The sequence below is a fragment of the Veillonella sp. 3310 genome (genome assembly GCF_003999875.1).
Taxonomy (GTDB): Bacteria; Bacillota; Negativicutes; order Veillonellales; family Veillonellaceae; genus F0422.
This window is the reverse complement of record NZ_RQVJ01000001.1, coordinates 324,420-339,127: the sequence shown is the minus strand read 5'-3', so window position 1 is coordinate 339,127 and position 14,708 is coordinate 324,420. Positions and strand designations below refer to the sequence as shown.

Here is a 14,708-nt window from a genome sequence, read left to right as displayed (position 1 = left end):
AGAAGGATGTACTATGCGATATGGACAGCTTAGACAATATGATATTGCTAATGGTGAGGGCATTCGTACATCCTTATTTGTTACTGGTTGCACTCATGGTTGCTATAATTGCTTTAATGAAGAATATCAAGACTTTTCTGCTGGCAAAGAGTGGACAGAATCGGATACTGAAAAATTACTTTCCTATGTAAGTGCTCCTGCTTGCAGTGGATTAACCTTATTAGGAGGAGAGCCTTTTCAAAATGTAGATGGATTACTACCTCTTGTTGATAGAGTGCTAACAGTAGCACCGCAGAAACCAATTTGGGTCTACTCGGGTTATACTTATGAAGAACTCATAGCGTGTCCTAATAAACGAGCCTTATTAGAAAGATGCCATATTTTAGTAGATGGGAAATTTGTGGATGCTCTAAGAGATCCAGGCTTAGCTTTTAGAGGAAGTAGTAACCAGCGGATTATTGATATACAACAATCTCTACAACGTGGAGAAGTGGTTTTGTATATGGAATAAAGTGTAAATTAAAAAAGAGCTGTATAGCAATTGCTATACAGCTCTTTTTTGAATTTAATTATATATTTACACAATGGTTTGACTAGGATCCCATACTTCGCCGTCAGCATTTGGCAAGAATCCATATTCTTTTGTCCATAATGTTTTGTATTTCACAGCTTGGTTATGGATTTTTTCGATCATTTTTTCGTCTGTACGGATGACTTTGGCAGGGCTACCTACGACTAAGGAGTAGGGTGGAATTTCTGTACCTTCTAACACAAGAGCGCCTGCACCGATGATGGAACCACGACCGATGTGACAACGGCTAAGAACGATAGCTCCCATGCCGACTAATACGTGGTCTTCCAAAGTGGATGCGTGGATGATGGCACTGTGACCGATGGTTACAAAGTCGCCAAGGATACAAGCGTGGTCATCGTCTACATGTAGTACGGAATTGTCTTGCACATTGGAGTAACGACCGACAACAATTTTATTGACATCTCCGCGAGCGGATACATTTTGCCATACAGAGGCATATTCTTTTAACTCTACGTCACCTGCTAGTTCAGCGCCTGGCATAGCGTGACTTTTTGGATCTAATTTTGGATATTTTCCTTTAAATGGTAACATACTATCCTCCTATATAACGCTGTGTATAGTTAGTTTTTGTTTGAGAATCCTCTTAGCTATGATAATAAGCTAAGAGGATGTAATGCATGTATTAATGAATAGTTGTGAAAGTCTAGATAAAGCGTTGGGCCTGCTTGATAGCCTCTTTAGCCTCTGCTATAACGGATTCTACAATAGTTTTCGCAGGTTCTACTTGAGTTAAGCGGTTTAAACCTTGACCAACTTGGACAACACCGTTTACAGTGTCTCCATCAACGGCAGCTTTTTTATTCGTACCAATGGCCATAGCAGTTAACTCACTTTTAGGAGCGCAACTGTATTCAGCTTCTAAATACCGAGCTGTGAATTCACTTTTAAGGCCACGTACACCGTGATTGAAAGTAAGACCTGTCACTGTGGAGTCTGTATCAGTAGCATTGATAATAGCCTCTTTACAGTTTTGATGCATTTTACATTCTTCTGCTAAGATAAAGCGAGATCCCATTTGAACGCCAGCAGCGCCCATAGTAAGACCAGCAGCAAGTCCACGGCCATCAACGATACCGCCAGCGATGACCACAGGGATAGTTACTTCTGGTACAACGTTTTCTAGCAATGCCATCGTTGTTTGTGTACCAATGTGGCCACCAGCTTCTTGACCCTCGATGATGATAGCATCAGCTCCAGCAGCTGCTACGCGTTTAGCTAATTTTACATTTGGCACCACAGGGATGACTTTGATACCTGCTGCATGTAATGGTTCGATGAAAGGAACTGGATTACCTGCACCTAATGTAACGAAAGCCGGTTTCTCTTCTACGATAACAGCTAGGATATCATCTAAGTTAGGCGCCATTAACATTAGGTTGACACCGAATGGTTTATCAGTTAAAGATTTGCATTGACGGATTTCTTGCCGTACCCATTCCGTGTCACGACCGCCAGTGGCAATGATTCCTGTAGCACCTGCATTAGCCACAGCTGCTGCTAAGGTATGTTCTGATGTCCAAGCCATAGCACCTTGGATAATAGGGTATTGGATACCTAATAATTCTGTTAAGCTAGTTTTCATAATACCTCCTATATAGAGTAGCGATTCATCATCAGAATCACTGGGACTTTCAACATGCTTTCATTATAGCTCAATAGAATGAAAAAATATAGTTGCTATAAAAGAAGATAAAAAGGATGTATAATGTAGGTAAGCCCATCGTGGCTATGAGGTATATGCAATACAAGAAAATGTATAAAGGAGGACTTATGAAGAAGTCATGGTTAATTGCTTTAGGTATTTTAGGAGTTATTTTAATATGGATATTTAGCTCTTACAATGGATTAGTACAAACAGAAGAACAAGTGAATGGACAATGGGCACAAGTACAAACACAATTGCAACGTCGTTCTGATTTAATTCCGAATTTGGTGAATACTGTGAAGGGTTATGCTACGCATGAAAAAGAAACAATTCAGGCGGTAGCGGATGCTAGGGCAAAACTAGGTGGTGCCAAAACAGTAGAGGAAATAGCGAAAGCCAATCAAGAGTTGAGCAGTGCTTTAAGTCGTTTGTTGGTGGTAGTGGAAAATTACCCAAACTTAAAAGCAGATGCTAATTTCAGAGCTTTACAAGATGAATTAGCAGGCACAGAAAATCGTATTGCCGTGGCACGTAAGGATTATAATGGAAGTGTACAAGCCTATAATATGAAAATTCGGACCTTACCAACTTCTTTAATTGCTAGTCCAATGGGATTCCAAGTAAAACCATATTTTGAAGCAGATCAAGGGGCGCAAAGTGCACCTAAAGTACAGTTTTAGTTAAGGGCTCAGTGTGGAATCACTTGGAAATCATAGGTAGTATGAAGAGATTACTTGTGTTGAGGAGGTCGGATGAGGAGAAAATTTACATGGTCTACGATTCTTAGCGCTATACTTGTAACGACGCTGTTGTTTTTTTGTAGCCTATCTGTGCTTGCCCTAGATGTACCCAATCCACCTAAGAATGGATATGTATTAGATCAAACACAAACTCTGACAAAAGAAGAAATAAATACCATGAACCGTATGGGCTTAGAACTTCAAAAGAAAACGAAAGCGCAAATTGCAGTCCTATTGATTCCAACCTTAGAGGGTGAGGATGTTTCAGATTACGCGAATCGTGTCTTTCGCGCTTGGGGAATTGGTGACAAAGAAAAAAATAATGGAGTACTTTTTTTAATTGCCCTAAAGGACAAGCAAATGCGCATTGAAGTAGGCTATGGATTAGAAGGTGCTATCAATGATGGGAAAGCTGGAGAAATCCTAGATCAATATACTATACCGTACTTTCAAAAAGGAAAGTTTGGACCTGGCGTCATGGAAACGTATAAAGTCCTAGTAGGTGAGGTCAGCAAAGAGTATGGAGTGAGTATTGATGGCAGTCGTACCTATGCAAAGCAAGATTCTATTGAGTTAAGTCCTTTCCAATTATTGTTGATTGGTGTAGGGATCTTGGCATTAATCATAGTGGATATGACATTTTTTGGCGGTGCTATTACCCAATCTATCCTTTTGATATTGGCCTCTGGTCGAGGAGGTGGATCTGGCCGTTCCGGTGGCGGCGGATTCGGTGGATTTGGCGGCGGCTCCTCTGGCGGCGGTGGAGCCAGTCGTAGATGGTGATAACTATGCATTCGTTGATGATATTCCGTGTGTTGTACTATTGATTTGCTATGCATAGTTTGCAAATATGTATCTAAAAATAACATAGAAAATGATTGAGAATATATTGAAAGTTTTCGATTGTAGTGGTATACTGTTTGTAGATGAAGTATCTGAGACAAATCTTTTAGTACGAAAGGTGGTGCACATAATGGATAAAAAATACGTTTGCGTAGTATGCGGTTGGGTTTACGATGAAGCTGTTGAAGGCGTTAAATTCGAAGATCAACCAGCTGATTACCTTTGCCCAGTTTGTGGGGTTGGTAAAGACCAATTCGAAGAAATGTAATTAATTTTTCGATAAATTAATCCACATACATAAGGGCTCTCCAATAGGGGAGCTCTTTTTAACATGATAAGTTAGTGCTGTGTCTTGTATGGGTTTTATGAAAACTTAACAACATATAGTGGCTAGCATTTGACAAAGATAGTATAGGTAGCTATAATAGTATAGTCGAGGTAAAATTATGAAACTGCAAGTAGAGCAAGCAAAAGAACAGATTGGACGAGTAGTCCCTTTTCTATGTACGACATCAGGTGATGATCTTGGTGACGTATCTGCTTTTCCTTGGAGCCGTCATGATATAACCATTAGTGGTGAGCTTCGTTATGATGGTCAACATTATGTGGTGAATGGTACCATAACAACAAATGGACAATATGAGTGCTCAAGATGCTTAACCGATACTAATTATACCCATACTGTTCCATTTGAAGAGACTTTTGGTGTTACACATTCCAACTATGGAGACGATGAAATAATTTCTTTCGATGGAGAAGAAATTGATCTAACGGAGACCATTCGGGAAACATTAATCATCAATGAGCCCTCTCAAGTGTTATGTCAGGATGATTGCAAAGGATTGTGTGTTCAGTGTGGAGCTAATCAAAATGTTTCACCATGCTCTTGTGAATCCTTTGTGGTAGATCCTCGATTAGCAGTGCTAAGAACATTGCTGAAGGAAGAAAATGATGATTAATACCTAGTGATTATGTTAAGGAGGTGCAGATAATGGCAGTACCAAAGCGTAGACTTTCCAAATGCCGTCGCGATCGTCGTCGTGCTAACTGGAAATTAGAAGTACCTGGTTATGTAGCTTGTCCACAATGTCACGAACCAATGATGCCGCATCGCGTTTGCCCAACATGTGGTTCTTACAAAGGAGAACAAGTAGTTTCTAAAAATGCGTAATAGGAACGAATGAGAAGGCCTTGTAAACTATTGTTTACGAGGTCTTTTTTGTATGCATTTTACAGCTACTTATGATATAATAAAGAAACATTAATATATAACTCAAGTGATGATTATACGAGGTGACATTATGTTAAGAGATACAATTTTAGTAACAGGACATAAGAGTCCAGATACTGATTCAATTTGTTCTGCCATTTCCTATGCAAACTTAAAAAATCAAATGGGATTCGGAGCACAACCAATTTGTGCAGGTCAAGCAAACAAAGAAACAACTTTCGCATTAAACTATTTCGGATTTGAACATCCAGAAATCGTAACGTCTTTTGCAGTTACAGTGGAAGATGTAGTAGAATCTATTCCAGCAGTGGATAGTAAAGCATCTTTGCAAGATGTATTAGCATGGCGCAAACAATATGAAATGAATCGTATTCCAGTTGTGGAGAATGGTAATTCCTATGTAGGTACGATTACAGCACAACGTTTGATTGATACGTTAGAAGCTGCTATGAACGGTAACTCTGGTGTAACAGCTGGTGAAATTTGCACAAAAACTTCTTGCCAAGTGATTAGCAAAGAAACTAAATTACGTGATTTCAAAGCTAACTCTCACATCGGTGGATATCCAGTAGTAGATAATGGTACATACTTGGGTATCATTCGTTCCAATGTGGAAGCACCAAAGCAAAAAACAAAAGTAGTTTTGGTAGACCACAATGAAAAAGTTCAAATTATTGATGATATTGAGGAAGCAGAATTAATCGAAAATATCGATCACCATCGTATTGGTGGATTGGTAACAGACAATCCGATTTTCATTCATTATGAAACTGTAGGATGTACTTGTACAATTCTTGCTAACTTATACTGGCAATATGGTCAAGAAATTCCTAAAAATATTGCAGGCTTAATGTTATCTGCCATCATTTCTGATACAGTATTATTCCGTTCTCCTACTTGCACTGAAAAAGATAAAGAGACAGCAAGAAAATTAGCAACTATTGCTGGTGTGAACTTAGAAGAATATGGTATGGAATTGTTGAAAGCTGGATCTGATGTGTCCGACTATTCTGATGAAAAAATTGTTCGTACAGATTTAAAAGAATTTGAAGCGAATGGTAAAATCATTAGTATTGGTCAAATTCAAGTTATGGATACAACAGATATTTTAGGTCGCAAAGGTTGTTTGTTAAAAGCTATGGAAGAGTTGCGCAATGCTAACAACTATAGTGCATCTTACTTAATGATTACGAATATTTTAACAGAAGCAACAAACTTAATCTTTGTTGGCGATGCGAACAATGTGGTAGCAGCTGCATTCAATGCACAACCTGTGGACAATGAAGTATACTTAGAACATACATTATCCCGTAAAAAACAAGTAGTACCACCAATTGTGGGTGCTATGAAAGGCTAATTATCATAGGGGTGCGTTGGAGTACGATAACTCGACGCACCCTTGTTATATACAAGAGAGGTATTATGATATTTGACGGTTTAAATAAAGAGCAACAAGAGGCTGTATACGCTACAGAAGGGCCTCTACTTATATTAGCTGGCGCTGGGTCAGGAAAAACAAGAGTGTTAACATATCGTATCGCCTATTTGTTGACACAAGGGGTAAGCCCCTATGAAATATTAGCTATTACTTTTACCAATAAAGCAGCCAAAGAAATGAAAGAGCGTGTGGAAACTTTAGTGGGAGATACAGCACACCGCATTTGGCTTAGCACATTTCATTCTTTTTGTGCAAAGTTTTTGCGCTTTGAGCTAGATTCTTTTATGGGATATAGTAAAAACTTTTCTATTTATGATTCCAGTGATTCTCAGGCTGTTATCAAGCAGGCTATAAAAGCCTTAAATTTGGATGATAAATATTATCCTGTAGGAGCCATGCAGGCGCAGATTAGTGATGCTAAGAACAGAATGAAATTAGCGAAAGATTTTCGTAGTGAAGCCCGTGATTTTTATACACAACAAGTGTCTAAGGTATATGATTATTATGAAGCAGAATTATGTAAAAATAATGCCTTAGACTTTGATGATTTACTACTAGTAGCGGTTAAACTATTACAAGAAAATCCAGCTGTATTAGAAAAGTATAGTCATCGATTCCGATACATTATGATTGATGAATATCAAGATACAAACCATGCACAATATACGTTGGCATCTTTATTAGCGTCTAAATGGAATAATCTATGCGTTGTAGGGGATGTGGATCAAAGTATTTATGCTTGGCGTGGTGCTGATATCCAAAATATTTTGGACTTTGAAAAAGACTATCCTAAGGCAAAGCTTATTAAATTAGAGCAAAACTATCGGTCTACGAAAACGATTTTAGAGGCTGCTAATGCTGTCATTGATTACAATGAGGGACGCCCTGAGAAAGTATTGTGGACGGATAAAGAAGAAGGTGTCAAAATTCGTCATTTTGAAGCTCAATCAGAACAAGAAGAGGGAGCTTTCATTGGTGATACCATCAAAAAACAAAAAGAAATTCACAATCGTAGCTATGGGGATATGGCTGTTTTATACCGAACAAATGCCCAATCTCGTGTGCTCGAAGAATCCATGATCAAACGAGGTATTCCTTACACTATGGTGGGGGGAACAAAGTTCTATGATCGTAAAGAAATCAAAGATGTGTTGGCCTATTTACGGATATTAATCAATCCATTTGATGATATCTGCTTACAACGTATTATCAATGTGCCAAAACGTAGTATCGGATTAACTACAGTGGGTAAATTACAAGACTTTGCTAGAGAATTAAATATTTCTTTGTTTTTAGCATTAAGTCAAGTGGAACAAATTCCTACGATTAAAGGAAAAACAAGAGATAAATTAGTTGATTTTACTGGATTAATTTTTACTTTGGTTAATGAGGCTACAGAACTTTCAGTACAAGGTATCATTGAGGCCGTATTAGATCGGACTGGATATGTAGTGGAATTAGAGAATAGTACAGATCCACAAGACCAGGCGCGGTTGGAAAATATTGGTGAGTTAGTATCAGTAGCAAAAGAGTTTATGGATACAAATCCAGAAGGTACATTGCAAGATTTCCTTGAGCAAGTAGCGTTGGTGAATGATGTAGATTCCTTTGAACAAGAAGAATCAAAAGTGACATTAATGACTTTACATGCTGCAAAGGGTCTAGAGTTCCCAGTAGTATTCTTAGCTGGTTTAGAAGAAGGTTTATTCCCACATAGTCGTACGTTGATGAACCCAGAAGAAGTAGAAGAAGAGCGTCGTATTGCCTATGTAGGGATTACTCGAGCTGAAGAAGAGTTATACGTATCGAACGCCACAACACGGACTGTGTTTGGTAAAACTACAGGGTATTTACCATCTCGCTTCTTGAAAGAAATTCCCAGCGAGCTCGTGGAAGAAGTGCGTCCTAAACGAACCGTGAAGGAAGAATTACAACGAAATGTGCCGTTCCATCAATCCGTAGCGAATCGACCTGTTACAAAACCTATGATTCGCAATCCACAAGTAGTAGATTGGACTGTAGGAGATACTGCGATCCATGCTAAATGGGGAGAAGGAACTGTAGTAGATGTAGTCGGTGAAGGGGCCAATGTAAAATTAAAAATTGAGTTCCCTACACAGGGATTGCGACAAATTATGGCTAAATTTGCGCCTATACGAAAAAAATAAGGAAATCATATAATGAGTATTCAAGAAGAAATTCAACAATTACAAAAAGAATTGGCCCATCATGCCTATTTATATTATGTAAAAGATGCCCCTATCATTTCTGACTATGATTATGATGTGTTGTATAGAAAATTAGTAGAACTAGAAACTGCTCATCCAGAATACATTGTGCCTACCTCGCCTACACAACGTGTAGGGGCAAAAGTGGAAGGCAGCTTTGAAAAAGTAGTACATGGACAACGTATGCTCAGCCTAGGCAATGTCTTTAATGATGCCGAAGTGGAACAATTTGGCGCACGCTGTGAAAAAGAACTGGGTCACAAGCCACACTATGTGGTGGAGTTAAAGATTGATGGGTTGGCAGTGAACCTGCATTATGAAAAAGGTCTTTTTGTACGAGCTGTCACACGTGGTGATGGTCGTGTAGGGGAAGATGTAACAGCCAATGTAAAGACCATACAGTCTATTCCATTGGTTATTGACAATGCACCACCATTCATTGAAATCCGTGGTGAAGCCTATATGCCACATAAGGAATTTACACGCATTAATGCAGAACGAGAAGAGGCTGGCTTACAAACTTTTGTAAATCCACGTAATGCGGCAGCTGGTTCCTTGCGCCAACAAGATCCAGCCATTACGGCGAGTCGTAACTTAGACTTTTTCGCCTATGCGATTGGTTCATCAGAAGGGTCTAACATACATACACAACAGGAATTATTAGAGCAACTAGAAGCGTTCAAATTTCATGTCAATCCACACTATAAAGTATGTGAATCCATAGCCGAAGTTGTGGAGCATATTCACTATTGGGATACAGAACGTCACAACTTGCCGTATGATACAGATGGTATGGTCATAAAAGTAAATGATTTTGAAGACCAAGAGACATTGGGGACCACAGCGAAGGATCCGAAATGGGCGACGGCTTTCAAATATCCACCAGAAGAAGTGGAAACAATTGTGAAGGACATTACTATTAATGTAGGTCGTACAGGGGTATTGACACCAACTGCAGAATTAGAATCTGTTTTTGTGTCTGGTACGAACGTATCACGTGCCACCTTGCACAATGAAGACTTTATTAAAGAAAAGGATATTCGCATTGGTGATACGGTGCGTATTCATAAGGCCGCAGAAATTATTCCAGAGGTTATTTCTGTAGTAATGGACAAGCGACAAGCTGATGCTGCACCTTATGAAATGCCTACTGCCTGTCCAGTTTGTGAATCTCCTACGTTACGTCGTGAAGGAGAAGTGGCCATCTATTGTAGTAATGAACATTGTCCAGCGGTGGAAAAGGAAGGAATCATTCACTTTGCCTCCCGTGATGCGATGAATATTGATGGATTAGGTCCAAGTATCGTAGAGGCATTGGTCACTAATCATCGTATTGAAACAGTAGTGGACCTATATCATTTGCAAGAGGAAGATATTACTTCTTTGGAACGAATGGGAAAAAAATCTGCCCAAAATCTGTTACAAGCTATCGAAGATTCGAAAGAACGAGGCTTAGGCCGTGTGTTATTTGGCCTAGGGATTCGTCTTATCGGAGCAAAAGCGGGTCAAACTATTGCGAAATACTTTACTTCCATCGATAGTTTGATGCAGGCCACTATGGATGAATTGACGAGTATAGATGAAATTGGACCTACTATGGCGAAAAGCTTGGTGGAATATTTCGGTGATGAACGAAACCGACAAATAGTAGAAGGATTGCGTAGTGCTGGTGTACGATTAGAAGAGGAAGCACAGGAAGCTGCAGGCAATGAACTAGAAGGTCAGATTATCGTATTGACTGGTAAGCTTTCTGCGATGGGGCGTACAGAGGCAGGTGCCATCCTAGAAGCACATGGAGCCAAGGTAACAGGATCTGTGAGCAAAAAAACGACATTAGTTATCGCCGGCGAAGATGCTGGTAGCAAATTGACGAAGGCGGAGCAATTAGGTATCCCTGTTATAGATGAGCAAGGTTTATTGGATTTAATCAAGGATTTCTAGGCCTATCTATTGATAATGAGGTGGTATTTCCTCTATAATAAAAGGATAAGCTTAGAAAGGTTGCAAATATGGAATATAAGACATTATTGGAATACTTCCAAGACCATACAAGTGCTCATCCCTTTGAGGTATTGCATCATGTGACACTTCGCAATGTGTCCCCTGGTCATGTGGAATTAGACTTTTACAGTGAAAAACAGTTACATAGCAATCCACGAGGCGATGTGTATGGCGGGGTGCATCTGAGTTTGTCAGATTATCTCATGGGATTGGCTTGTATTACATTAGGAAAACAAGTGACAACGGCGCAAATCAATGGCAATTTTGTGAAAGCATTGCCAAAGAATGCAAGGATTCGAGGCGTGTCCAATGTGGAACACAACGGACAGACGACGATGGTTACATCCTGTCGCCTATATAATGATATGGGAGAGCTTGTGTTTATGGGAAGTGGAACCTTCATGGTATTGGGTGACATGGAATTGCCAGCATTACCATGGTCGTTGTTAGATGAAGAATAGTTGGAGGATAGGAATCAATGAAAGAACAATTGCAAGCATTGCAAGAAAAGGCAATTGCCCAAATTCAAGGGGCCGCAAACTTGCAGGAATTACAAGATATTCGTGTTACCTATTTAGGTAAAAAAGGGGAAGTCACATCGTTATTAAAAGGATTGGGCAAACTGTCTCCTGAAGAACGTCCTGCTATGGGTGCTTTGGTAAATACAGTTCGTGTAGCTTTGGAAGAAGCTTTAGACGGAGTGCAACGACAAATGGAAGCTGCTGTATTGGCGGCTAAATTAGAACAAGAGACGATCGACATCACATTGCCAGGTCGTCCTGTTCGCAAAGGCCATTTACATCCATTGACACAAATCAATGAAGAAATTGAACAATTCTTTGTATCCATGGGTTATGCAGTAGAAGAAGGCCCTGAAATTGAATCGGACTATTTTAACTTTGAATGCTTGAATTTAGCGGCGGACCATCCAGCTCGCGATATGCAGGACTCTTTCTATATCACTGATTCCGTATTACTTCGGACGCATACGTCTCCTGTACAAGCTAGAACATTGCAAGGTAGTGAAAAAAATGCGCCTATCCGCATGATTGCGCCAGGTAAAGTATATCGTTGGGACTATGATGCTACGCATTCCCCAGTATTCCATCAAGTAGAAGGTCTTGTGATCGACAAACATATTACCTTCTCTGATTTGAAAGGTACATTGGAATTGTTCTTGAAAAAAATGTTTGGTGAAGATACTGCGGTTCGTTTCCGTACAAGTTTCTTCCCTTTCACAGAACCAAGTGCAGAAGTAGATATTTCTTGCTGCATGTGCCATGGTGAAGGATGCCGTGTATGTTCTCACACAGGTTGGTTAGAAATTCTTGGTTGTGGTATGGTACATCCAAATGTGTTAAAGTTGAATGGTTACGATCCAAATGAAGTGCAAGGGTTTGCTTTTGGTATGGGCGTAGAACGTATTGCAATGTTGAAATATGGTATTAATGATTTACGTTTATTCTATGAAAATGATAAACGTTTCTTAACGCAATTCTAGGAGGTTATCGTGAAAGCTAGTTTACAATGGATGAAAGACTATGTATCTGTGAATATTGGCGAGAACCCACAAGAATTTGCAGATGCTTTGACACAAGCAGGGATTCCAGTAGAAGAAGTAATCCACTGCGATACAGGCATTAAAAAAATCTATACAGGAAAAATCGTAGAGATTACAAGACATCCTGATGCTGATAAATTACAAGTGTGCCAAGTAGAATGCTTAACAGAAGAAGGGGAACCAGTTACGAAACAAATCGTAACAGCCGCAACGAATGTGGCAGTGGGACAAATTGTTCCAGTGGCGTACCATAAATCTCGCTTAGCAGATGGCACTGAAATTAAAAAAGGCAAACTTCGTGGCGAAGTGTCGGAAGGCATGTTCTGCTCTGTGGCTGAGTTCGGCTTATCCACAGACGTAGTATTGCCAGAAGAAGCGACAGGGATCTACATTTTCCCTGAAGGCACAGCTATCGGACGAGATGTAAAAGAAGTGCTAGGTCTTACTGATGTAGTGTACGAATTTGAGCTAACACCAAATCGTGCAGATTGTTTCTCTATGGTAGGTCTAAGCCGAGAATTTGCTGTATTAGGTAAATCAGAAGCTACATTCCCAGAGGTTACAGTACCAGAAGAGGGACCATCTATTGAAGGTCGTTTGAGTATCTCCATTGAAGATACCGAGTTGTGCTCTCGTTTCATGGGACGTTTGATTGAAAATGTAACAGTTCAAAAATCTCCATTATGGTTACAAAATCGTTTGCGCAATTGCGGTATCCGTCCTATCAACAATGTGGTGGACGTAACAAACTATGTGATGTTGGAGTTAGGTCAACCAATGCATGCGTACGACTATGATCATCTTCATGGACATAGTTTAGTGGCTCGCAAAGCAACAGCAGGCGAAGTGATTCAAACCTTAGATAGCAATGATCGCACATTAGCAGATACTATGCTTGTTATTGCTGATGCTGATCGTCCTGTAGGGGTCGCTGGTGTCATGGGTGGTGCTGATAGTGAAGTATCTACTGAAACAACAACGGTTGTATTGGAAGCTGCTGTATTTAATGGAGCATCTATTCGCCGTACCTCTCGTGCATTAGGCTTACGTTCTGAAGCATCTGGTCGCTTTGAACGTGGTGTAAATAGTGAAATGACACCATTAGCATTAGACCGAGCAGCACAATTGTTATTAGACATTACACCAGGTGCTACGGTTGCCAAAGGTGTGATTGATGTATATGCAGCACCAAAAGAAGTACGTACTGTGTCTTTCACAAGTGCAGCTGTTAATGCTTATTTAGGAACTGCAATTGATGAAGCAGAAATGGTGAATATCTTAGCAACATTGTCCTTTACAGTGCAACAAGAGGGTGACGTGTTAGTTGCTACAATCCCATCTTGGCGTGATGATGTAACCGGTATGCCAGATATTGCGGAAGAAGTAGCACGTATTCATAATTATGATGAGATTCAACCAACTACACCATTGGCACGGATCCAAACTGGTACCGTATCTCCTATGCATACTTTGGTGCACGATGTAAAACATAGTTTGGCAGGAGCTGGATTAGATGAAATTATTACTTTCAGTTTCATGCATAAAGATAGTTTACAAGATTTGTTGATTCCAGACACAGATAGCAGACATCAAGCGATTCCTATTTTGAATCCAATTTCAGAGGAATTCCCAGTGATGCGTACTACATTGGTACCTAGCGTATTAGAAACAGCAAAACGCAATGTAGCGCAAAAGAATTTGGATTTGGCATTGTTTGAGGTTGCCGCAGTATATGAACCAAAAGCATTACCTCTTACAGAATTGCCTAAAGAACGCATGATGGCAACAGGTGTGATCCTAGGTAAATGGGATCGTCAAGAATGGAATGTGCCGGCTAGAAATGTAGATTTCTACGATGTAAAAGGTATCATTGAATCTGTACTTGCTGGTTTGGGTATTGATGAGTATGGTATTGCTCGTAGTAAAGAACATTACTTACACCCAGGTGTAAGTGCAAGCATTACTGTAGATGGTGTTGAAATCGTTCGCTTTGGCGAGTTACACCCACAAGTGGCAAGCCACTATGATGTGAATGGAAAAGCCTACTTGTTTGAAATGGATTTAGAAGCTATGTTGCAAGTGAACAGAAAAGGAATTTCTTTCACAGGTATTTCTAAATTCCCAGGCACAAGCCGTGACTTAGCGATTGTGGCACCAAACACGGTACAAGCGGGTGACATCTTAGCAGTGATGCAAGAAGAAGGCGGCGAATATTTAGAATCTGTTCGTATTTTCGATGTGTATGAAGGGGAACATATTCAAGATGGATATCGTAGCTTAGCCTATACATTATCTTTCCGTTCTCATGAAGGAACATTAGTAGATGCTGATATTGAAGATAAAATCCAAGGGATTTTAGCAAAATTAGCTGATAAAGGTTGTACATTACGATAATACGTAAATCCTACGGGATGTTAGAATCGGTC

14 protein-coding genes are annotated in these 14,708 nt (G+C 39.8%); 12 read left to right on the top strand and 2 right to left on the bottom strand.

Features of this window, described 5'->3' with window-relative positions; genetic code table 11:
* Positions 1 to 13 precede the first annotated feature (13 nt).
* Complete coding sequence (nrdG, locus tag EO127_RS01630; protein WP_127448058.1) at positions 14 to 511, top strand: anaerobic ribonucleoside-triphosphate reductase activating protein; 498 nt, start codon at positions 14 to 16, stop codon at positions 509 to 511.
* A gap of 66 nt (positions 512 to 577) precedes the next feature.
* Here nrdG and EO127_RS01625 read toward each other — a convergent pair whose 3' ends face one another.
* Together EO127_RS01625 and EO127_RS01620 are read right to left on the bottom strand one after the other, a co-directional pair.
* On the bottom strand, positions 578 to 1,126 hold the full coding sequence (locus tag EO127_RS01625) for a gamma carbonic anhydrase family protein (RefSeq protein WP_127447733.1): 549 nt from the start codon (positions 1,124 to 1,126) through the stop codon (positions 578 to 580).
* Between the two features lie 112 nt (positions 1,127 to 1,238).
* Positions 1,239 to 2,177, bottom strand: coding sequence for a nitronate monooxygenase (locus EO127_RS01620; protein ID WP_127447732.1), 939 nt, complete (start codon positions 2,175 to 2,177; stop codon positions 1,239 to 1,241).
* A 188-nt stretch (positions 2,178 to 2,365) separates the two neighbouring features.
* On the opposite strand from EO127_RS01620, the gene EO127_RS01615 reads away from it, so the two are divergent.
* From EO127_RS01615 to pheT, 11 genes are all read left to right on the top strand, one after another.
* Entirely contained in the window at positions 2,366 to 2,920 is a 555-nt protein-coding gene (locus EO127_RS01615) for a LemA family protein (RefSeq protein ID WP_127447731.1), read from the top strand.
* A 72-nt stretch (positions 2,921 to 2,992) separates the two neighbouring features.
* The gene (locus EO127_RS01610) at positions 2,993 to 3,763 is read left to right on the top strand and encodes a YgcG family protein (RefSeq protein WP_127447730.1); all 771 of its coding nucleotides are present in this window, start codon (positions 2,993 to 2,995) and stop codon (positions 3,761 to 3,763) included.
* Positions 3,764 to 3,953: 190 nt separating this feature from the next.
* Positions 3,954 to 4,091 carry a rubredoxin gene (locus EO127_RS01605; RefSeq protein ID WP_009354175.1) on the top strand — a complete coding sequence of 46 codons (138 nt, stop codon included), beginning with the start codon at positions 3,954 to 3,956 and terminating at the stop codon, positions 4,089 to 4,091.
* A gap of 178 nt (positions 4,092 to 4,269) precedes the next feature.
* On the top strand, positions 4,270 to 4,782 hold the full coding sequence (locus EO127_RS01600; protein ID WP_127447729.1) for a DUF177 domain-containing protein: 513 nt from the start codon (positions 4,270 to 4,272) through the stop codon (positions 4,780 to 4,782).
* Positions 4,783 to 4,814: 32 nt separating this feature from the next.
* Positions 4,815 to 4,994: a 50S ribosomal protein L32 gene (gene rpmF, locus EO127_RS01595; protein ID WP_009354192.1), complete on the top strand. Its 180-nt coding sequence runs from the start codon at positions 4,815 to 4,817 to the stop codon at positions 4,992 to 4,994.
* Positions 4,995 to 5,124: 130 nt separating this feature from the next.
* Entirely contained in the window at positions 5,125 to 6,411 is a 1,287-nt protein-coding gene (locus tag EO127_RS01590) for a manganese-dependent inorganic pyrophosphatase (RefSeq protein WP_127447728.1), read from the top strand.
* Positions 6,412 to 6,476: 65 nt separating this feature from the next.
* Positions 6,477 to 8,660: a DNA helicase PcrA gene (gene pcrA / locus EO127_RS01585; RefSeq protein ID WP_127447727.1), complete on the top strand. Its 2,184-nt coding sequence runs from the start codon at positions 6,477 to 6,479 to the stop codon at positions 8,658 to 8,660.
* A 12-nt stretch (positions 8,661 to 8,672) separates the two neighbouring features.
* A complete protein-coding gene (gene ligA / locus EO127_RS01580) occupies positions 8,673 to 10,661 on the top strand; it encodes an NAD-dependent DNA ligase LigA (protein ID WP_127447726.1) in 1,989 nt (662 codons plus the stop codon).
* 68 nt (positions 10,662 to 10,729) lie between these two features.
* Complete coding sequence (locus EO127_RS01575) at positions 10,730 to 11,182, top strand: PaaI family thioesterase (protein WP_127447725.1); 453 nt, start codon at positions 10,730 to 10,732, stop codon at positions 11,180 to 11,182.
* 17 nt (positions 11,183 to 11,199) lie between these two features.
* Complete coding sequence (gene pheS / locus EO127_RS01570; protein WP_127447724.1) at positions 11,200 to 12,222, top strand: phenylalanine--tRNA ligase subunit alpha; 1,023 nt, start codon at positions 11,200 to 11,202, stop codon at positions 12,220 to 12,222.
* A gap of 9 nt (positions 12,223 to 12,231) precedes the next feature.
* Positions 12,232 to 14,676, top strand: coding sequence for a phenylalanine--tRNA ligase subunit beta (gene pheT / locus EO127_RS01565; protein WP_127447723.1), 2,445 nt, complete (start codon positions 12,232 to 12,234; stop codon positions 14,674 to 14,676).
* Positions 14,677 to 14,708 lie beyond the last annotated feature (32 nt).